The 18,894-nt window shown below is 72.2% G+C and carries 16 protein-coding genes and 2 pseudogenes; 7 read left to right on the top strand and 11 right to left on the bottom strand.

The window, feature by feature from the left end; translation table 11 throughout:
• Positions 1-193 precede the first annotated feature (193 nt).
• Together AB0C46_RS27560 and AB0C46_RS27565 are read left to right on the top strand one after the other, a co-directional pair.
• Positions 194-1,705, top strand: a complete 1,512-nt coding sequence (locus AB0C46_RS27560; RefSeq protein ID WP_362831030.1) for a hypothetical protein — start codon at positions 194-196, stop codon at positions 1,703-1,705.
• Positions 1,706-1,902: 197 nt separating this feature from the next.
• Positions 1,903-3,354 carry an alkaline phosphatase PhoX gene (locus AB0C46_RS27565; RefSeq protein ID WP_362831031.1) on the top strand — a complete coding sequence of 484 codons (1,452 nt, stop codon included), beginning with the start codon at positions 1,903-1,905 and terminating at the stop codon, positions 3,352-3,354.
• A gap of 24 nt (positions 3,355-3,378) precedes the next feature.
• Here the strand turns inward: AB0C46_RS27565 and AB0C46_RS27570 are convergent, their stop codons facing one another.
• The 8 genes and pseudogenes from AB0C46_RS27570 to AB0C46_RS27605 form a co-directional block, all read right to left on the bottom strand.
• Positions 3,379-4,257: a methyltransferase domain-containing protein gene (locus tag AB0C46_RS27570; RefSeq protein WP_362831032.1), complete on the bottom strand. Its 879-nt coding sequence runs from the start codon at positions 4,255-4,257 to the stop codon at positions 3,379-3,381.
• Between the two features lie 272 nt (positions 4,258-4,529).
• Complete coding sequence (locus AB0C46_RS27575; RefSeq protein WP_362831138.1) at positions 4,530-5,777, bottom strand: TerD family protein; 1,248 nt, start codon at positions 5,775-5,777, stop codon at positions 4,530-4,532.
• 76 nt (positions 5,778-5,853) lie between these two features.
• Positions 5,854-6,126: a GlsB/YeaQ/YmgE family stress response membrane protein gene (locus tag AB0C46_RS27580; RefSeq protein WP_362831034.1), complete on the bottom strand. Its 273-nt coding sequence runs from the start codon at positions 6,124-6,126 to the stop codon at positions 5,854-5,856.
• Between the two features lie 117 nt (positions 6,127-6,243).
• Positions 6,244-6,603 (bottom strand): annotated as a pseudogene (locus AB0C46_RS27585) (NAD(P)-dependent oxidoreductase); the annotation flags it as partial.
• Positions 6,604-6,666: 63 nt separating this feature from the next.
• Positions 6,667-7,104: a VOC family protein gene (locus AB0C46_RS27590; RefSeq protein WP_362831035.1), complete on the bottom strand. Its 438-nt coding sequence runs from the start codon at positions 7,102-7,104 to the stop codon at positions 6,667-6,669.
• A 164-nt stretch (positions 7,105-7,268) separates the two neighbouring features.
• Entirely contained in the window at positions 7,269-7,979 is a 711-nt protein-coding gene (locus AB0C46_RS27595; protein WP_362831037.1) for a response regulator transcription factor, read from the bottom strand.
• 101 nt (positions 7,980-8,080) lie between these two features.
• Positions 8,081-9,307 carry a histidine kinase gene (locus AB0C46_RS27600; protein WP_362831140.1) on the bottom strand — a complete coding sequence of 409 codons (1,227 nt, stop codon included), beginning with the start codon at positions 9,305-9,307 and terminating at the stop codon, positions 8,081-8,083.
• 455 nt (positions 9,308-9,762) lie between these two features.
• Positions 9,763-10,533, bottom strand: coding sequence for an IclR family transcriptional regulator (locus AB0C46_RS27605; RefSeq protein WP_362831038.1), 771 nt, complete (start codon positions 10,531-10,533; stop codon positions 9,763-9,765).
• Positions 10,534-10,671: 138 nt separating this feature from the next.
• Here AB0C46_RS27605 and AB0C46_RS27610 point away from each other — a divergent pair, with 138 nt between their 5' ends.
• Both AB0C46_RS27610 and AB0C46_RS27615 read left to right on the top strand, forming a co-directional pair.
• Positions 10,672-12,222 carry an aldehyde dehydrogenase (NADP(+)) gene (locus AB0C46_RS27610; RefSeq protein ID WP_362831040.1) on the top strand — a complete coding sequence of 517 codons (1,551 nt, stop codon included), beginning with the start codon at positions 10,672-10,674 and terminating at the stop codon, positions 12,220-12,222.
• A gap of 5 nt (positions 12,223-12,227) precedes the next feature.
• Positions 12,228-12,788 (top strand): GNAT family N-acetyltransferase, encoded by a 561-nt coding sequence (locus tag AB0C46_RS27615; protein ID WP_362831042.1) that lies wholly within the window; start codon positions 12,228-12,230, stop codon positions 12,786-12,788.
• Here AB0C46_RS27615 and AB0C46_RS27620 read toward each other — a convergent pair.
• The 3 genes from AB0C46_RS27620 to AB0C46_RS27630 all read right to left on the bottom strand — a co-directional run bounded on the left by AB0C46_RS27620 (position 12,721) and on the right by AB0C46_RS27630 (position 15,870).
• On the bottom strand, positions 12,721-13,419 hold the full coding sequence (locus AB0C46_RS27620; RefSeq protein WP_362831043.1) for a class I SAM-dependent methyltransferase: 699 nt from the start codon (positions 13,417-13,419) through the stop codon (positions 12,721-12,723). The two genes, AB0C46_RS27615 and AB0C46_RS27620, sit on opposite strands and share 68 nt — an antisense overlap.
• 330 nt (positions 13,420-13,749) lie before the next feature.
• Complete coding sequence (locus AB0C46_RS27625) at positions 13,750-13,959, bottom strand: DUF397 domain-containing protein (RefSeq protein ID WP_362831044.1); 210 nt, start codon at positions 13,957-13,959, stop codon at positions 13,750-13,752.
• A 669-nt stretch (positions 13,960-14,628) separates the two neighbouring features.
• Positions 14,629-15,870 (bottom strand): helix-turn-helix transcriptional regulator, encoded by a 1,242-nt coding sequence (locus AB0C46_RS27630; protein WP_362831045.1) that lies wholly within the window; start codon positions 15,868-15,870, stop codon positions 14,629-14,631.
• A 363-nt stretch (positions 15,871-16,233) separates the two neighbouring features.
• On the opposite strand from AB0C46_RS27630, the pseudogene AB0C46_RS27635 reads away from it, so the two are divergent.
• The 3 genes and pseudogenes from AB0C46_RS27635 to AB0C46_RS27645 form a co-directional block, all read left to right on the top strand.
• Positions 16,234-16,458: pseudogene (locus AB0C46_RS27635) on the top strand (DsbA family protein); the annotation flags it as partial.
• Positions 16,459-16,571: 113 nt separating this feature from the next.
• A complete protein-coding gene (locus AB0C46_RS27640; RefSeq protein ID WP_362831046.1) occupies positions 16,572-17,633 on the top strand; it encodes an aminotransferase class V-fold PLP-dependent enzyme in 1,062 nt (353 codons plus the stop codon).
• 93 nt (positions 17,634-17,726) lie between these two features.
• Positions 17,727-18,794 carry an alkene reductase gene (locus AB0C46_RS27645; RefSeq protein WP_362831048.1) on the top strand — a complete coding sequence of 356 codons (1,068 nt, stop codon included), beginning with the start codon at positions 17,727-17,729 and terminating at the stop codon, positions 18,792-18,794.
• Positions 18,795-18,894: the final 100 nt, after the last annotated feature.

Here is an 18,894-nt window from a genome sequence, read left to right on the forward strand (position 1 = left end):
GCTGCACGTAAGGGAGTTGTCAAGCTTCTCCGGGTAACCGGGAGGGGGCGCGGGGGTGAACCGTCCGAGATACGGAGAATTCCGTCTACGCTTGGGCGGCGCAGACCCCAGCTACCGCTGGGTGGGGGTCCCCCCTCCAGCGGTAGCTGGGGGAGTACCCCAGTCGTAGTCCGTCCGAGGAGCTGAGCACCCGATGTCCGCAGACCGCCCCACACTGCCGCCGGTGCGGCTGCACTCCGAAGCGGAACTGGCCCGGGACGCGCTGAGCGCGCCCCTGATGGCCCGCGCCGCGAAGCTCGCCCGCTGGGCCGAGCGCGGTGTCCCGGTCGGCGTCGGCGGCCAGATCCTGGAGGAGCCGCTGGCGGCCGCCACCGAGCACCTCGGCCTGGCCGGCGACGAGGACGGCGCCGCCTACACCGCCGAGGCCTGGCAGCTCGCCGTGGACACCGGACTCGTGGAGATCGCGGAGACCGAGGAGAGCGAGGACGGCGCCGACCTTTCCGACGATGCCGCGGCCGGTGTCGCCACCCCCGGCGAGGAGCTCGGCCTGCTCACCTCCGGCAGCCCGCAGGACATCCTCGACATCTGGCTCGGCGGTATGGAGACCGTGCTCGCCGACGCGGCCGCCCCCGACCTCGCCGACCTCGCCGACCAGCTCACCGAGGGCGGCGAACTGGACCTGGACGCGCTCGACTGGAACCCGGAGGAGGAGGCCGAGCTGCTGGACGGCATCCTCGGGAACCTCTACCTGCTGACGGCCCTGAACGAGCGCCCCGACCAGGAGGTGCCGCTGCCCGCGCTGGCCGCCTCCATGATCGTCCCGGACGATATGGACGAGCCCACGGACGATGTCCTCGAAGAGGTCTCCGAGGCGATGATGCGCCTGGACGACCAGTTCCGGGTGCTGGAGCCGATCGGTCTGGTCGCCTACCAGCCCGTCGACGAGGCCCTCATCGAGGAGCTGGACGAGGACGGCGAGACCGTCGTTCCCCAAGGGGCGGGAGCCTCCACCGCCGAGCCGCTGAGCGACGAGGACGTCTCCCGCTACGGCCTGGTCCGCCTCACCCCGCTCGGCGTCTACGCCGTACGCGCCCGGATGCTGGACGCGGGCGTGCACGCCCCCGCGGTCGGCGACCTCACCGACAAGGGCGCCGATGTCCTCCTGGAGGCGCTCCCCGACTACCCCGAGGCGCTCGCCCAGGCCGAGTCCGAGCTCTGGCTCACCGCCCGTACGCCCCTGGACGCCGCCCGGGACCTGCTCACGTCCGCCCGCGGCGACGACGAGTCGGCCCCGCGGCGCCGGCTCGCCGCCCAGCAGACGCTCTCGCTGGTCTCACCGGACGCCGAGGCCGCGCTGCGCGATGTGCTCGACGACCGGCAGCTCGGCGGCCTGGCCCGGGTCTGGCTCGCCGAGCGCGCGCTGCCCGGCATCCCCGAGCCGTCCCAGGAGATGATCTTCTGGTTGACGGTCGACACCATCGCGGCGCAGCTGGACAGCGCCGACGAGGACGCCACGACCGAGCTGAGCGACCTGGTGCAGGGACTGACCGAGCAGCACAGCGGGTTCTTCGACACCGCCTGGCGGGTGGACCACCCGGCCACCGCCGACGTCCTGGAGGCCATGGGCCGGCTGCACCCGGACAAGAAGGCCGCCAAGGAGGCCCGCAAGGCCGCGTTCAAGGCGCGCTCGCGACAGTCGGGCTGAAGCCCCGCGGGGCCGGGCCGGGCGGTGTCACCCACGCCCCGGGGCCGGTCCGGCGACCAGGACCGCACGGTCCCGGTCGCCGGGCCGGCCCCAACTGCTTCCTGGATGTCGCGCCGCGTTCAACTGGAGTTCGACGGCACACGAGAGCGTGTGGCCACAGGACAGGGGAGAAGAAACCGGCCATCCAGGAGATGACAATGCCGCTCACCCGCAGAGACTTCGCCAAGCGTTCCGCCCTCACCGGTGCGGGGGTCGCACTGGCCGGCAGCGTCGGCGTGCTGGCCTCCGCGCCCGGCGCCATCGGCGCGGAGGCACCGGACGGCGGCCCGGACGGCGCGGCGGACGGGCCCGGCATCGGCTACGGCCCGCTGATCGCGGACCCGGACGGCATCCTCGCGCTGCCCGCCGGGTTCTCGTACCAGATCATCACCCGGACCGGGGAGACCACGCTCGACAGCGGCGAGTCCACCCCCTCCAACCACGATGGCACCGGCACTTTCGAGGGCCACCGCGGCACCACCCTCCTGGTCAACAACCACGAGCTGAAGGGCCCGCGCGCCGACTGGCCGCACCCGGTGCCACTGGCCGAAGGACTGGTCTACGACCCGGCGGCGTCCGGCGGCTGCACCGTCGTCGAGGTCGCCAAGGACGGCAGCCCGGTCGGCGAATGGGTCGGCATCGCCGGTACGTCCACCAACTGCGCGGGCGGCACCACCCCTTGGGGCACCTGGCTCACCGGCGAGGAGACCGAGGACAAGGCCGGCGAGCACGGCATGACCAAGGACCACGGCTATGTCTTCGAGGTCGACCCCTACGACCGCCGCGCCGGCCGCGACCCCAAGCCCCTCAAGGCGCTGGGCCGTTACGCCCACGAGGCCGTCGTCGTCGACCCCAAGCGCGGCCACCTCTACCTGACCGAGGACGCCTCCGACCCCAACGGCCTCTTCTACCGCTGGACCCCGCCGCACGGCTTCCGCCACGGCCGCGGTCAGCTGCGCTCGCTCGCCGGTGACGCGGGTGTGCTGGAGGCCTTCAAGTGCTTCGACTCCGGCGGCCGGTTCGTCGACGACCTCTCGCGCGCCACCAAGGCCGGCACCGTATACGGCGTCGACTGGGTCGAGGTCCCCGACCGTGACGCCCGTAAGGTCTCGGTGCGCAAGCAGTTCAAGGACGGTGAGGTCACCCGCGCCCGGAAGCTGGAGGGCCTGTGGTGGGCGGACGGCGGCGCGTACGTGGTGTCCTCCTACGCCCGTGACGAGAGCCCCGTCCAGCACGACGGACAGGTCTGGTTCTACGACCCGCGGCGGCGGACCCTGACCCTGAAGGTGCTGCTGGGCGTCAACCCCGACCCGTCGAAGGACGGCGCGCTCGACGGCCCCGACAACATCACCGTCTCGCCCTACGGCGGGCTGATCATCGCCGAGGACGGCGAGGGCGTCCAGCACCTCTTCGGGGCCACCGACGACGGCCGGACCTACCCGATCGCCCGCAACGAGCTCAACATCGGTACCGCGTCCGAGCCCGAGTTCAGCGAGTTCACCGGGCCGGTGTTCTCCCCGGACGGGCGGACGCTGTTCGCCAACATCCAGGAGCCCGGCATCATGCTGGCCATCACCGGGCCGTGGAAGCGGCAGCGCCGGCAGCGGTAGCCCGCGGCTGACGGCGGTGGCGGCTCAGCCGGCCGCCGCCGTCAGGACGTAGTAGTCCAGCAGACCGGTCTCGTACGCCGTCAGATAGCGGCGTGGCCACTCGTCGTCGTGGAGTTCCGGCTGCTGGGCCATATAGCGGTCGTAGGGCTCCCAGACCCCGTCGCCGATCGGCCGGACCCGCACCTCCCGCAGACCCGCCGCGGCCAGCGTCCCGGCGACCTCGTCGACCACGTGCGGGACATCCAGGCCGTCGGCGTACGGGGGCAGCAGCTCGGGCAGGGCGCGGGCGGCCGCCCGGGTGCGGGCGAAGAAGGTGGTCAGCGCCAGCCGGCCGTCCGGGCGCAGCACCCGTACGGCCTCCTGGGCGAAACCGGGCAGATCGCGGAAGTGCTGCGCCGCCTCGACGGAGAACAGGCAGTCGACGGAGTCGTCGGGGAGCGGGATGTCCTGGGCGGCGCCCAGGACGAACTCCAGCCGGCCAGGGGTGTCCGCGGACGTGGCGAGCAGCTCCGCGTTGGCCTCCCGGGCACGGGCGATCTGGTCGGGGTGGGCGTCCAGCCCGATGACCGTCCCCAGACCGCACTCCCGCAGCGCCAGTGCACAGCCCAGCCCGCGTCCGCAGCCGACGTCCAGGGCGGTGCGGCCCTGCGGCCGGTCGAAGGTGCCGAGCACCAGGCGGTAGAGATCCTCTTCGCTGCGCACCCGGTCGGCCCGGGTCAGCTCCCGGTCCGCGGGGCCGGGCAGGCCCGTCCAGTAGCCGAAATTGATGAAGCCGCCGGCGAAGGCGGGGACGGTGCTGAGGTCGAGCTCGCCGTAGACCCGGGCGACCCGGTCGGGAATGTCCGGGGGCGCTGGGCCGTCCGGGGGGTCCGCGGGTCCGGCCGGCGGCGGCTGCTGCGTCATCGAACGCTCCTCGTGCGGGCCGTGGGGGACATGCCGTGCCGGGCTCTGCCGTGCCGGTGCGTGGCGGAAGGGCGTGGGGGAACGGGGGGAATCCCGGGGGCGTGCGGACGGGGATGGAGAGGTGCTGAGCCCGGCGATACGGACGACACAATTCTCGGGCCTGGACCGTTCCCGCACCAGGGAAGGCCATCCGCCGGGTGGCCCGTGGGGGACCCGCCGACGCCCGCCTCCCTGACGGCGCCGGGGCCGTCAGGGGAGCGGGCGTCTCCGGGTCACAGCGCCTTGGCGGCCGGTTTGACCATGCCGCGGACCGTGCGGGCGTCGACATACTCGCCCAGTGCGGTCATCTCCCACTCGCCGGAGAACTGGCGGATGAGCTTGGCCATCATCACGCCCGTACGGGGCTCCGAGTGGGTGAGGTCGAAGCGGACCAGCTCCTCGCCGCTCTGGGCGTCCAGCAGGCGGCAGTACGCCTTGGCCACATCGGAGAACTTCTGGCCGGAGAAGGAGTTCACGACGAAGACCAGGCCCGTCACCTCCGGGGGCAGCCCGCCGAGGTGGACGGTGATCGCCTCGTCGTCGCCGGCGCCCTCACCGGTGAGGTTGTCGCCGGAGTGCTGGATCGCGCCGCCCAGGATCATCAGCTTGCCGAAGAAGCAGTTGTCGATCTTTTTGCGGTCCGGGCCGTAGGCGATGACGGAGGCGTCCAGGTCGATGCTCTTGCTGCGGAAGGCGGGCTCCCAGCCGAGGCCCATCCGGACCGAGCTGAGCAGCGGGCGGCCGCCCTTGACCAGGGAGACGGTCTGGTTCTTCTGGAGGCTGACGCGGCCCTTGTCGAGGTTGATCTTGCCCGGGGCGGCGGCCTCGGGCGCGGCCGGGGTGGCGGCAGGGGCGGCCGCGGCGGCAGGGGCCGGGGCGCCGGCGGGCGGCCCCCACTGGCCGGCCGGTGCCGCGGGTGCCGCCGGTGCCGCGGGTGCCGCGGGCGCCGGAGGAGCGGGGGGCGCCTGCGGGGCGGCGGCGGGTGCGGCCGGTTCCTCCACACTGACGCCGAAGTCGGTGGCGATCCCCGCCAGGCCGTTGGCATAGCCCTGGCCGACCGCGCGGACCTTCCAGGCGTCGCCGCGGCGGTAGATCTCGACGACCACCAGCGCGGTCTCGGTGCCCAGCTGGGGCGGGGTGAAGGAGGCGAGGACGCTGCCGTCGTCGGCGTTGCGGACCGTGCCGGTCGGCTCGGTGCCGGCGAAGGTCGCGCCGGGGGCGTCCAGGCTCGCGGTGACCACGATCTTCTCGATGCCGGCGGGCACCGCGGCGGTGTCCACCGTGATGGTGTCGCCGCCGCCGGCCGCCGCGGAGTGCGTCACGCCCGGCCCGGCGGGCTGGTTGTAGAACACGAAGTCGTCGTCGGAGCGCACCTTGCCGTCGGCGGCCAGCAGCAGGCCCGAGACGTCCAGCCGCACGGGGGCGGTGACATCCACCGCCACCCGCACGGCGCTGAGCGGGAGGTTCGAGCCAGGAGTCATAGCGGTCATGCCGTGCTCAACGATCGGCTTGCCTTTGCGGTTCCATTACCTGCGGTCCGGTGGCCGCCCGGCCCGTTCACCGGCGTTCGCGGGAGTTGCCGAAGAGCAGCCGGTAGGCGATCAGCAGGACCAGTGCCCCGGCGATCGAGGCGACCCACATTCTCGGCTCGCCGAAGTCCTTCGGGATCGGCTCGTGGAGAAACTTGGTGGAGAGCCAGCCGCCGAGGAAGGACCCCACGATGCCGATCAGGGTCGTGCCGATGAGCCCGCCCGGGTCCCGTCCCGGCAGCAGAACCTTGGCGATGACGCCCGCGATCAGCCCGAGTACGAGCCAGCTGACGATGCCCATGATGCGTTCCTCGTTCCTGCGCGGAGTATCGGTACGTAGACCAGGACGCCGGGCGGGCGGCACGGGTTCCGTGGCGTGCGCCGCGTGGTGCTCCGTACGGCCGCGGGGGTGCGCCGGTCAGTGCGGCCACTGGGGCGGGTCGGTGCAGAAGGTGCCGCCGAGACGGTCGTGAGCGGGGTTGTGGGGGTCCAGCGGGCCCTGGGCGGCGATCAGCTCCGCCGCGTACGGCTCGGAGTCGTCCTGCGGTGTGTACCCCAGGGCGCGGGCCGTCGACAGGTCCCACCACAGGCGGGTGTTGGCGGAGGAGCCGTAGACGACTGTGTGGCCCACGCCGGGCGCGGTGAGCGCGGCGTCCAGCAGTCGTGCGCAGTCGGCCGGGCTCAGCCAGATCGACCGCATCCGTACCGACGCCGGTTCCGGGCAGCAGGAGCCGATCCGGACCGAGACGGTCTCGATGCCGTGCAGGTCCCAGTAGACGGCGACCCTCATGAGGGCGAACGGCACCAGTCGGCTCGCGAAGGTGCCGCGTTCGCGGGCCCCTCAGTCGAGGCAGAACTCGTTGCCCTCGATGTCCTGCATCCCGAGGCACGACTCGTTGTCGTCATCGGCAAGCAGTAGCTGCCCGCGTACCGCGCCGAGCGCGACCAGCCGTGCGCATTCGGCCTCAAGCGCGGCCAGGCGCTCTTCACCCACGAGCCCGGTGCCGACCCGCACGTCAAGATGCACCCGATTCTTGACGACCTTGCCTTCGGGAACACGCTGGAAGAACAGCCGCGGGCCCACACCTGAGGGATCGGCGCATGAGGCGAACGCCGGACCCCGATGCTCAGAGGGCAGCGCGCGATCGAAATCGTCCCACGTGGCGAACCCCTCTGGTGGCGGCGGTGCGACGTACCCCAACGCCTCGGACCAGAAGCGGGCGACGCGCTCAGGTTCTGCGCAGTCGAAGGTGATTTGGACCTGCTTGATCGACGCCATCGGCCCATCGTAGAGGCGGGGCCTTTCGCCGTCTCCACGGGCTGCCCCTGGCGGACTTCGGTAACGTCCCATGTGCGTCGGTGAGTTGGAGCCACGCACCAGGACAATGAAGGGGCGTACGGGAGGCGACCTGCCCGTGCTCAGCGTCGGCGGTCGCCCGGCGCTCACCCCGGCCGGACGAACCCGCACTCGTACGCGGCGATCACGGCCTGGGTCCGGTCCCGTACGCCGAGCTTGGCCAGTACGCCTGCCACATGCGTCTTGACCGTGGCCGGGCCCACCCCCAGCCGGTCCGCGATCTCGGCATTCGTCATCCCGGCCGTCATCAGCCGCAGCACCGCCCGCTCCCGCTCCGACAGCCGCGCCCGCAGCGCCCGCACCGCGTCGTCCGCGGCCCGCTCCCCGGCGTGGCGGGCGGCCAGCCGGCGCACCGCGGCCGGGAACAGCAGCGAGTCGCTGCGGGCCACCAGCCGCACGGCCTGCACCAGGTCCTCCGCGCCGGACCGCTTGAGCAGGAACCCGCTGGCACCGGCCCGCAGCGCGTCATAGACATAGGCGTCGTTCTCGAAGGTCGTCACCACGATGATGCGCGGCGGCCGGTCCATCCCGGCGAGCACCTGCTCGGTCGCCCGGATCCCGTCGATCTCCGGCATCCGGACGTCCATCAGCACGATGTCCGGGCGCAGTGCACGGATCAGCGGCACCGCCTCGGCGCCGGTCGCCGCCTCGCCGACGACCTCCATATCGCCCTCGGCACCCAGGATCGCGCGCAGCGCCGACCGCACCATCCGCTCGTCGTCGGCGAGCACGATACGAAGGGGGCGGGGGGCGTCCCCGTCGCCCGCCCGCCGGTCGTCGCCCTGCGCTGTGGTCATGCCGCTCACCCCGCCCCTGTCCCCGGCTTCCGGTCCTGTGTCATACGCCGCCCCGTGCTCCCTGTCCCCGGCTTCCGGTCTCGTGTCGTACGCCGCCCCGCTCACCGTTTCTCCGTCCCCGCCAGCGGCAGCCGGGCCGTCAGCCGCCATACGCCGTCCTGTTCCGCCGCCGTCGCCGTGCCGCCCAGCAGCCGTGCGCGCTCGGCGATCCCGCGCAGCCCGCGGCCCCCGCCCGGCCGGCCCGCCGGGCCCGCGGAGCCGGCCGCCGGCCCCGGCACCGGATTCTCCACCCGTATCAGCAACGCGCCCTCCTGGACGCCGAGATGCAGCCGGACCGGCACCGGTCCGGCGTGCCGCAGCGCGTTGCTGAGGCCTTCCTGCACGATCCGGTAGGCCTCCCGGGAGACCACCGGCGCCAGCCCCGCACCCGTCCCCTCCACCGTCGCCTCGACCGGCAGGCCGGCCGCCCGGGTCCGGCCGAGCAGCGCCGCCAGCCCGTCCAGGGTGGGCGCGGGCGCGGCCGGATCGCTGCCGTCCTCCTCGCGCAACAGGCCGAGGACGGTGTCCAGTTCGGCGACCGCGTCGCGGGTGGTCTCCTCGATGGCGGCCAGCGCCCGGCGGGCGAACTCCGGGTCCGTGTCGAGGACCCGGCGGGCCGCGCCCGCCTGGAGGGTGACCGCGCTCAGCGCATGCCCGACCGCATCGTGCAGCTCGCGGGCCAGCCGGTTGCGGGACGCCAGATCGGCGGCCCGGCGCTCGGCGGCCGCCAGCCGGTCGGCGGGCGTGGGGCCCAGCAGCACGGGGGCGATGCGACCCAGCAGCGCCCCCGCTCCCCAGGACGTGCCGGTCACCAGCGCCAGCAGCGCCAGTCCGGTGAGCGGGCCCAGCACGCCCTGGAAGGCGTCCGGCCACCCCACCGCGGTGTGCCGCAGGGTGTCGGAGAACGGCAGCAACAGCAGCAGCACCGCGGCCGGCGGCGCGGACAGCGTCATCCCGCTGACGATCCCACCGGTCAGCAGATGCGCCACGAACCACAGCGCGGTACGCCGCCGGGCCGCCCACGAGACCGCCGGCTCCTCGGCCAGCCGCTCCGCGGGCACCCCGCACAGCGACCGTACGGCGGTCACCTCCAGCGGCCGCAGCAGCGGGAAGAGCAGGGCGGCGAGGGCGGCCGGCGGCAGCGCACAGCCGAACGCGACCAACTGCCAGCCCACTTGACGCAGCGGGTCGGCGCCGTCCGCCACCAGCGGCAGGGCCACCGAGGCCAGCAGGAAGAAGGGCATCAACAGCGCGCCGCCCAGCACCAGATGGACCCAGCGCCGGCCCATCAGCCGCACCGGACGGCCGCACGTCCGGCGAAGAAGTGGGCCCCGGCCACCACCACCATCGTCCCGACGATCATCTGCACAGCGTAAGTGAGGCTCATCAGCGGTGTGGGCAGCTTCGGGTCGGCTGCCGTGGCGGTCAGCGTGGCCGTTTCCCGCCCGCCGCAGGGCGCTGCCCTCGGGGATGCCGATGCGGTCGCCGGCGATCCAGGCGATCTTGAGCGAGAGGTAGGGGACACCTGCGGCCAGCGTGGTCAGGCGCAGCACCGTACGGGCCGCCGTGCGCGGGGCGGAGTGCGGTGCGGCGGGGTGCGGGGCCCGTGCGAGGTGGCTGGTCCTGGTGCTCATGGCCACCAGCCTTCCGGCGGCCGCTCCGCAGCACCTCGGCCCCGGTGACGATCCCCCTCCGCCGTACGGGGGAGGGGAGGCGGAGGCTCAACCGGTCCGGCGGGACCGCCTCACAGCCGCCGGGTGGCCAGGGTCAGCCGGTCGCGGGCGTCGAACAGGGTGTCCTTGATCATCTGCTCGTGCCCCGGGGTCAGCCGGGCCACCGGCACCGAGCAGCTGATCGCGTCCCGCGCCGGGGTGCGGTAGGGGATGGCGACGCCGAAGCAGCGCAGGCCCAGCGTGTTCTCCTCGCGGTCGACCGCATAGCCCTGTTCGCGCACCGTGTGCAGCTCCTCGATCAGCTGCTCGCGGTCGGTGAGGGTGTGTTCGGTGAGCTGCGCGAGGGCCGGCGGCAGCAGCGCCCGGACCTGGTCGTCGGTGTACGTGGCGAGCAGCGCCTTGCCCAGCGAGGTGGAGTGCGCGGGCAGCCGCCGGCCGACGCGGGTGAAGGGGCGCAGATAGTGCTGCGACTGGCGGGTCGCGAGGTAGACGACATTGGTGCCGTCGAGCCGGGCGAGGTGGATGGTCTCAGTGGTGTCGTCGGAGAGCCGGTCCAGCGTCGGGCGGGCCGCGGCCACCACCTCGTCGCCGTCGATGTACGAGGTGCCGACCAGTAGTGCGCGCACCCCGATGCCGTAGCGGGTGCCGGTCGTGTCGGTCTCGACCCAGCCCAGGTCGACGAGGGTGCGCAGCAGCATGTAGAGACTGGACTTCGGGTAGCCGACCGCTTCCTGGACCGAGGCCAGACTGTGCATACCGGGAAGGCCCGCGAAGTACTCAAGCAACTCGACCGTCCGCACGGCGGATTTGACCTGCGATCCACCGGTATCGGCAGCTGACATCGCCCTTGACCCCTCTGTTCGGACCGCCATAGAGTCCCAGTTGTTCATCATCTGGGACAGCGTTCAGCATATCGAACGTGATCCGGTGTGCGGCAGGACGCGGAACGACTCGGCAGCATCGCCCAGGAGGAATGCACGGTGGCAGCGACAGCAGCAGCACCAGTCTGGAGTGTCGACCCCCGAACCGGGAAGCAGCGGGAACAGGTCGCGGTGGAAGCCACGGCCGACGAGGTGGACACCGCGGTCCGCACGGCACACGCCGCCCGGGGCGCGCTGGCCGACCGCACCGTACGCGCCGCCCTGCTGCGCCGCTCCGCCGATCTGCTCGACGAGGCGGGTGACGCGGTCATCGAGGCCGCCGACGCCGAGACCGCGCTCGGTCCCGGCCGGCTCACCGGCGAACTCGCCCGCACTACCTACCAGTTGCGGGCCTTCGCGGATCTGGTGCAGGACGGCGCGTTCCTCGACGTCCTGATCGACCACGCCGACCCGTCACTCACCCCGCCCCGGCCCGACCTGCGCCGCTACAAGATCCCGCTGGGCCCCGTCGCGGTCTACTCCGCCAGCAACTTCCCGCTCGCCTTCTCGGTACCCGGCGGCGACACCGCAAGCGCCCTCGCGGCCGGCTGCCCGGTCGTCGTCAAGGCCCACCCGGACCATCCGGCCACCTCCGAGCTGTGTGCCGCGCTGCTGCGCCGCGCCGCCAGGGAGGCCGGCCTGCCGGAGGGCGTGGTCAACCTGGTGCACGGCTTCCAGGCCGGTATCGACCTGGTGCGCCACCCGCTGATCACCGCGGCCGGCTTCACCGGCTCGGTGCGCGGCGGCCGCGCCCTGTACGACGCGGCCGCGTCCCGCCCGCACCCGATCCCCTTCCACGGCGAGCTGGGCAGCCTCAACCCCGTCGTGATCACCGAGGCCGCGGTCGCCGAGCGCGCCGAGCAGATCGGTGCCGGGCTGGCCGGGGCGATGACCCTCGGCGTCGGCCAGTTCTGCGTCAAGCCGGGCCTGGTCCTGGCGCCGGGCGGCGAGCAGGGCGACCGGCTGCTGACGTCGCTGACCGCTGCGGTCAGCGACACCGAGGCCGGGGTGCTGCTCGACCACCGGATGCGGGAGGCGTTCCTCGACGGGATCCGCACCCGCGCCGCGCTCCCCGGTGTCGAGGCGCCGGTGACCCCCGGGGCGGGCAGCGAGCACACCGTCAGTGCCGGCTTCCTCACCGTCCCCGCCGACCGTCTGGCCGCCGAAGGCCCGCACGACCTCCTCCTGGAGGAGTGCTTCGGCCCGGTCACCGTCGTCGCCCGCTACCGCGACGAGGCCGAGATCGGCGCCGTACTCGCCCGGCTGCCCGGCAACCTCTCCGCGACCCTGCAGCTCGGCGACGCGGAGAGCGCCGGCACCGATGACGCGGGCCGCGGCGCCCGGCTGCTGGCCGAGGTCACCCCGCTCGCCGGCCGGGTGGTCGTCAACGGCTGGCCGACCGGCGTCGCGGTCGCCCCCGCCCAGCACCACGGCGGCCCCTACCCGGCCACCACCTCCACCTCCACCTCCGTCGGCGGCAGCGCCGTCGAACGCTGGCTGCGCCCGGTCGCCTACCAGGGCACTCCGCCGGCGCTGCTGCCGCCCGAGCTGCGCGAGGACAACCCGCTCGGCCTGCCGCGCCGGGTCGACGGCCGCGCCGAGGGCGCGTAGCGACCGTGCGCCCCGCCCCTGACGAGGCGGCCCTCCAGGTCCGCGCCGCGACCGCTGCGGACCTGGCCGCGATCGCCGCTCTGCACACCGGAGCCCGCGCCGCGTACCACCGCGCCCGGTTCCCGGACGCGCCCTTCGACGTCCCGGCCGAGCGGGCCCGATGGCACGACGTCTGGTCACGCGACCTGGCCCGGGACGACACCCACGCGCTCTGCGCCACCCGGCACGGCACGGTGGTCGGCGCGGCCTCCTACCGCCATCCCGCCGACCACCCCCGGCCGGCCGTCACCCTCCACCAGCTCCACGTCGACCCCGGCCACTGGGGCACCGGCGTCGGCCGCGCCCTGCACAGCGCCTGCCTCCGGGCCTGGCGCGCGGCCGGTTTCTCCCGGGCCGTCCTCGACGTCCTCTGGCACAACCACCGCGCCCGCGCCTTCTACACCCGCCTCGGCTGGCGCCCCGACCCGGACCGCCGCCCGGCCCCGGACGCCACCCACCTCACCCTGACGCTGGACCTGGCGACGGCGCAGACGCCGCCGGCGGCACCGGCTCCCGCCGGGCGATGATCTGCAGCCGCTCGGCCGTCCGCCCGTCCAGCGTGGCCACCGACCCCGCCCGCTCCTTCCGCACCGAGAAGCCCGCCTCGCGCAGCAGCCCCCGCAGCCGCTCCGGCGGATGGTGCCGGAACACCCCGCCGTCGGGCGTCTCGAACACCCCGTACGTCCCGTACCGCTCCGCGAATTGCGCATACCGCTCCCGGTTGAGCGCATCCCCCTGCAACGGCACATCGCTCAGATACAGCACCCCACCGGGCCGCACCAGCCGCCCCAGCTCCCCGACGATCGCCGTCTGGTCCGCATCCCGGGGAACACAGGTGAGCACCGCGAACAGCAGCGCCCCATCGAACGCGCCGTCCCCGAACGGCAGCGGAAAACCGGGACAGCGCAGCAGCTCCAGCTCCGGATGCTCCCGCTTCCCCCGCGCGATCAGCGCCGCCGAGACATCCACCCCGCGCACCGCGCGATACCCGAACCCGGCCAGCTCGGCGGTCAGCCGCCCGTAGCCGCAGCCGTAGTCCAGCAGCCGCGCGCTCCGCGGCACATACGCATCCAGCAGCGCCGGATCGAGCGGATGGGTGAAGGTCTTGGCGGACCCGGTCGTCTCCCAGAAGCCGAGAAATCCCTGTGACGAGGTCATGCCGGGACCGTACCCGGCCGACAGCGCTGACAGGTCGCGGGAACCATAGGTTCCCGCGACGCTTTGATCATGGGCTATGACCAGGCAGCAAGAAGCCCGCCCATGCGCCACGGGGCAGCGCACGGACGGGGCTGGTAGGGGTCCCTGCTCAGTGTCCGCGCGGCCGGATGGGGGCACGGGTGGCAGGGTTGCGCCACCACCACAGCCCCTTGCAGGCGGGCGCTGAGAGGTTGAAGAAGGCCCCGCACTCTGCGCACCAGGGCAACCCGTTCTCAGGGTCTGTGGGGCACTCAGCGAAACAGCGGGGGCACTTCTCCACGGGACCTACTCTCAGGCGCTCAGGTCGAACTCTCCGGCCTTGACGGCGTCGGCCGGCGTGGTCCACTGGTCGGGTGTCATGGTGACGATGGTCTCGGGCCGCTCGCTGTCCCGCAACGCCACCACGCCCGGCACGTTCACTGCCACCTGCGGGCAGTTGCCAACCTTCTTGTCACGGCAGGCAGCCGCGCTGACGAAGTCGAATTCCGGGATCGTGCTCATGGTGTCTATCCCTTCGCTGGACTACTGCGGGGAATCGGTCCCCGTGCCGTCTTGCAATCCGTCCCGGCGTACCGGCACGGAAGCCTGTACGGAAGTCAGCCCCGGCGGACGTTGCGCGGGGAGTCCGGAGAGCAAATGGCAGTGCGATCACTCGGCGTCCGTTCCCTGGCACCGGGCGCACGGAAACGGGCACGGCGGGAACTTGGGGTCAGGGAGATGGACCACGCCAGAAGCCACATCTAGTGCCCCGCCGTACTCCGTCCACCAGCCGTCAGGAGAGTCCGCATACGGCCCCAGCGGGTCATCAGTGAGACTCACCAGCTCAGGTTCCGGTAAGGCGCTCAGACGGGCGCTGGTGCGCTTTGCCGGGGCGGTCATCGGGGGCACTCGGAATGCCGGTAAACAGCGACGGACGAACCGGATTGCCTGTCGATGGTGGAACGGCGACAGGGTTCAAGCCGTTTGATCATCTGCTTGCAATCGGCGCACGTGGACCCGTCAGGGGCGTAGGTCCCGTAGTCCGCCTCAGTGGTGGTCGCCGTGCTCGCTGCCATGCCGTCCCCTCACGTTGCCTGTAGAGGGAACTTACGAACCGTCAGAGGAGCATTCCAGATGCGGAGATGAGTAGTTCAGTGACGCCATGTACGGAAGTGCCACGCTCCGCAGTACCTACCCGGCAATGCCCAGGTGAGCGGCCATGCTGCGTATCTCTGCGGTCAGCTTCCGCTTACGGGTCTTGAGGATGTCCGTCATGACGCGCCGCGCCAAGGGCTGATGTGTCAGCCAGACATCAGCGGTTTCACGAAGGTTGACAAGCTCATCCATGGCGTCCTGGTGAGACCGCAGCAAGGTATGCGCACGGGAGACGTCAAGCCGGTGACGTCCCCAATTGTTCGTGCTCAATCGGCCAAAGTTCCTCATGGCCTTGACGCTGAGGGGTCCTTCGTCGGCGCGACGGAGAACACCACGTGCGTCACCCACAAGGGCAAGGTCCTCAACAGCCTTTGCCTCAGCGGTCACGGGACCAAATGCGCTCCAATGCGTCGGGAATTCCGTGTGTTCCCGCTCCAGTGCACCCCCGGCGGTTGCAGCCATTCGGCGGGCATGCTTCGCCACGTCCGGCCGGCTGTTTCTCCGCGCGGCAGCCGCAACCCTGAGCCACAGTTCACCCCAGACGGCAAGTTGTGCGGGGCTTGCCTGAGACATTCGTGGTTCAATCTCCGCTGCCGTCTGTGCTGCAAGCTGTTCGCTTTCATCGAATCGGTCTTGCCTGAGCAGCAACCAACACAACCCCACAACTCCCGTTGCGGCCAATTGAGTTTGGCCCGTTTCGCGGGCAAGTCGGATTGCCTCAGCGAGTGCGTAATAGGCCATGTCGTATTGCCGGACCTGAGTGAGGTACTTGCCTGTGAGTAATAGCGAATGCGCCCGCGCAATCATGGCGCGTTGCTGATCTTCACCCTCAAAGGCAGACACAGCGGCCTCAGAGCTACGCAGCAGCGAGGGAAGGCGCTTTGCGACCGCCCCGTATCGGTCGGCCTGGTAGAGCGCGTGGCTGTCCTGTACGCCCTGACAGATGACGGATGGCACTTCGGCCGTACCAGGCTCCAACAGGGGGGCAGCAAGCCCCATCGGGGGCATGAGGGCACGCCTCAGCTCAGCGAGATAGCGGCGATTCGCTTCATCCTGCACGCCGACCACCGACTCAGGCGCTTCGCTGGCGAACAGGTCGGAAGTGGAGACTTCCAGTGCACCAGCAAGGGCAGCAAGGGTGTCCATGCTGACGTGCCCGCCTTGCTCCACCTTGCGGACCGTGCTGAGTGACAGGTCAGCCGCTTCTGCCAACCCCTCCTGGCTCAGTCCGGCCGTACGCCGGTACTTCTTGACGTTTTCTGCCAACCCTGTCGACATCGGCATCACCTCGCGTCAAGGGTATGCCCGCCGCTTACCGGAGCAACGCTGATCGGTCAAGCCCGAGGCCGGCGACGGCCATCTGGCGTGTCGTCAGGAATGGCGGAAGTCCTTACGCTCTGGATTTGGCATGGTGCTTCCGTTCCTACCCAGAATGAAATGCGCGGCTTTCCTGGGCGTCTGTATTCGCTGGCAGAGTGAGCTGGAAGGCCGATCGTGACAGCAGCCCTGGCGTTCGCCATCTCCATCATGGGCGACATTCTGAAACTTTCGACTTTGCCTCACGCCTTCCCCTGCCGCGCTGGATTCGGACGGGGCGGGGGTTGCCCTCAGGGTCAGGGCCAGCGGAGATCAGAACGGCGGCAGGTGCGCGCCGAGGAGCATGAGGCCGCGGAGCTGGGCGCCACGGGGGTGCCGTTCTTCGTCATCGACCGCCGGTACGGCATATCGGGCGGGCAGCCCGCCGAGGTTTTCCGGCAGGCACTGGAGCGGGCGCACGCCGACGGGGCGGAACCGCTCCGGCCGACCGGCGAGGCGGGCCAGGCCGGGGTGTGCGGGGACGACAGCTGCGCCGTGCCCGGGAAGTGAGCCGGGGCCGATCCGTCCGCACCCGGCGTGACCTGCGACGATAAGGAACTGTTGCGGGCCGGCCAAGCAGATTCGCCATGGACGCGGCGCGTTGGGCCGCGCAGAGTGGGGACATGCATCGACGTGAGCCACTCGGCGGGGCCGAATTCGCGCCCGAGACCACCTATCTGAACTCCGCCTCCAGCGGACTGCTCCCGCGGCGCAGTGCCGACGCCCTGCGTGCGGCCCTGGAGGAGTCCGCCTCCTACGGCACGATGGGCCGCGACTACTTCGCCGCCGCCACGGCCTCCCGCGCCGCCTTCGCCCGGCTGATGGACCTCCCGGCCGAGCGCGTCGCCCTCGGCAGCTCGGTCGCGGTGCAGTCCGCGTTCGTGGCGGCCTCGCTCCCGGCGGGCGCCGAAGTGCTGGCCCCCGAGGGCGACTTCAGCTCCCTGCTCAATCCGCTCGCCGTCCACCCGGGCCTCAAGCTGCGCACCGTGCCGCTGGAGGCGCTCGCCGACGAGGTGCGCCCGGGCACCGCGCTGGTCGCCTTCAGCGCGGTGCAGTCGCTGGACGGCCGGATCGCCGACATGGCGGCGGTCCGCGAGGCCGCGCGGGCCCACGGGGCGCGCACCTACCTCGACATCACCCAGGCCGCCGGCTGGCTGCCGCTGCGCGCCGCCGACTTCGACTTCGTGGTCGCCGGGGCGTTCAAGTGGCTGCTGTGCCCGCGCGGGGCGACCTTCATGGCGTTCGGCGGGGACTACGGGCGGGGCGCGGAGTGGCCGGCCGCCCTTCATGCGGGCTGGGTCGCGGGGGAGGACATCGGCGAGTCCAACTACGGGCCGATCCAGCCTGCTGCCACCGCCCGGCGCTTCGACGAACCGCACGCCCACTACTCCTACATCGGCGCCGAGCAGTCCCTCGGCCTCCTCGCGGAGCTGGGTGTGAAGACCATCCACGCCCACAACACCGCCCTCGCCGCGTACTACCGCGCGGGGCTGGCCGAGCGCGGTCTGACGCCCCGGCCCGCGCCCGGCTCGGCGATCGTCTCCACCCCGGGGATCGCGGACGCGGAGCACCGGCTGACCGAGGCGGGCGTACGGGTCGCGGTGCGCGGCGGGCTGCTCCGCGCGGCCTTCCACCTCTACAACTCGACGGACGACGTGGACCGGTTGCTGAGCCTGCTGGGGTAGGACGGCCGGGGAATACGGGGCGGGCGCGGGGCGTTGAGAGAGCTGATGTAATGGGCAACGATCTTGTTCCGGACAGCAGTTGAAAGGCCCTCAGTGACCACCGCGTTCGACCCGATAGACCTCGCCGGCACCCCGCTCGCCAGCCGTCTCGTCATGGCCCCGATGACCCGCAACCGCGCCACCGCCGAGGGCGTCCCGACCCCGTCGATGGTCCGCTACTACACCCAGCGGGCCTCCGCCGGACTCATCATCGCCGAGGCCGCGCAGACCGAGCCGGTCGGCCGTGGCTACCCGCTGACCCCGGGACTGCACACCCCGGAGCAGGTCGCCGGGTGGTGCCGGGTCACCGACTCCGTGCACGCCGCGGGCGGCAAGATCTTCGCCCAGCTGTGGCACAGCGGCCGCATCGGCCATCCGGTGCTGCTGCCCGACGGCCTGGTGCCCGTCGCGCCCTCCGCGGTCGCCGCAGCCGGCCAGGGCTTCACCCAGGAGGGGCCGACGGACTTCGTCACCCCGCGGGAGCTGACCGGCGAGGAGATCCGGCAGACCATCGCCGGATTCGCGGCGGCGGCCCGTAACGCCCTGGAGGCCGGGTTCGACGGTGTGGAGATCCACGGCGGCAACGGCTATCTGGTCCACCAGTTCCTGGCGCCCAACTCCAATGTGCGGACCGACGAGTGGGGCGGCTCCGATGAAGCCCGCGCCCGCTTCGCCATCGAGGTCGTCAAGGCCGTCGCCGCCGAGGCCGGCGCACACCGCACCGGTCTGCGTCTGTCGCCCGGCAACCCCTTCAACGACATCGACGAGCCCGCGCCCGAGGCCACCTACACCGCCGTGGTCGAGGCCGTCGCCCCGCTGGGCCTGGCCTATCTGCACACCTGCGACGTACGCGACCTGGAGCTGCTGGCCCGGCTGCGCAAGCGCTTCGGCGGTACGTTCCTGCTCAACCCGGCCACCGACGGCCGGCCCACCGGGCCCGAGGAGCTGTCCCTCGTCGAGGAGGGCGGGGCCGATCTGCTCGCGTACGGCGCGCTGTTCCTCGCCAACCCCGATCTGCCCCGCCGGCTGGCGCTCGGCGGCCCCTTCAACACCCCGGACCGGGCGAGCTTCTACGGCGGCGACGACTCCGGCTACCTCGACTACCCGGCGCTGGAGGCCTGAGGAGCCGCCGGCCGGGTGCGGGCGGGCCGCCTTGCCGGGTACGGGGGTCCCGGCAGGGCGGAGTACGGGGGCCCCGCCCTGGCGGGTGCCTTCGCACACC

This window comes from Streptomyces sp. NPDC048637 (genome assembly GCF_040650675.1).
Taxonomy (GTDB): Bacteria; Actinomycetota; Actinomycetes; order Streptomycetales; family Streptomycetaceae; genus Streptomyces.

Bases quoted from the DNA above. Each gene is read 5' to 3' on its own strand.
- AB0C46_RS27640 (WP_362831046.1), top strand. From the start codon at position 16,572: ATGCATCGACGTGAGCCACTCGGCGGGGCCGAATTCGCGCCCGAGACC.
- AB0C46_RS27590 (WP_362831035.1), bottom strand. From the start codon at position 7,104: ATGGCGTCGATCAAGCAGGTCCAAATCACCTTCGACTGCGCAGAACCT.
- AB0C46_RS27570 (WP_362831032.1), bottom strand. From the start codon at position 4,257: ATGACGCAGCAGCCGCCGCCGGCCGGACCCGCGGACCCCCCGGACGGC.
- AB0C46_RS27600 (WP_362831140.1), bottom strand. From the start codon at position 9,307: ATGGGCCGGCGCTGGGTCCATCTGGTGCTGGGCGGCGCGCTGTTGATG.
- AB0C46_RS27575 (WP_362831138.1), bottom strand. From the start codon at position 5,777: ATGACTCCTGGCTCGAACCTCCCGCTCAGCGCCGTGCGGGTGGCGGTG.
- AB0C46_RS27620 (WP_362831043.1), bottom strand. From the start codon at position 13,419: ATGACCTCGTCACAGGGATTTCTCGGCTTCTGGGAGACGACCGGGTCC.
- AB0C46_RS27580 (WP_362831034.1), bottom strand. From the start codon at position 6,126: ATGGGCATCGTCAGCTGGCTCGTACTCGGGCTGATCGCGGGCGTCATC.
- AB0C46_RS27605 (WP_362831038.1), bottom strand. From the start codon at position 10,533: ATGTCAGCTGCCGATACCGGTGGATCGCAGGTCAAATCCGCCGTGCGG.
- AB0C46_RS27625 (WP_362831044.1), bottom strand. From the start codon at position 13,959: ATGAGCACGATCCCGGAATTCGACTTCGTCAGCGCGGCTGCCTGCCGT.
- AB0C46_RS27630 (WP_362831045.1), bottom strand. From the start codon at position 15,870: ATGTCGACAGGGTTGGCAGAAAACGTCAAGAAGTACCGGCGTACGGCC.
- AB0C46_RS27595 (WP_362831037.1), bottom strand. From the start codon at position 7,979: ATGACCACAGCGCAGGGCGACGACCGGCGGGCGGGCGACGGGGACGCC.
- AB0C46_RS27560 (WP_362831030.1), top strand. From the start codon at position 194: ATGTCCGCAGACCGCCCCACACTGCCGCCGGTGCGGCTGCACTCCGAA.
- AB0C46_RS27565 (WP_362831031.1), top strand. From the start codon at position 1,903: ATGCCGCTCACCCGCAGAGACTTCGCCAAGCGTTCCGCCCTCACCGGT.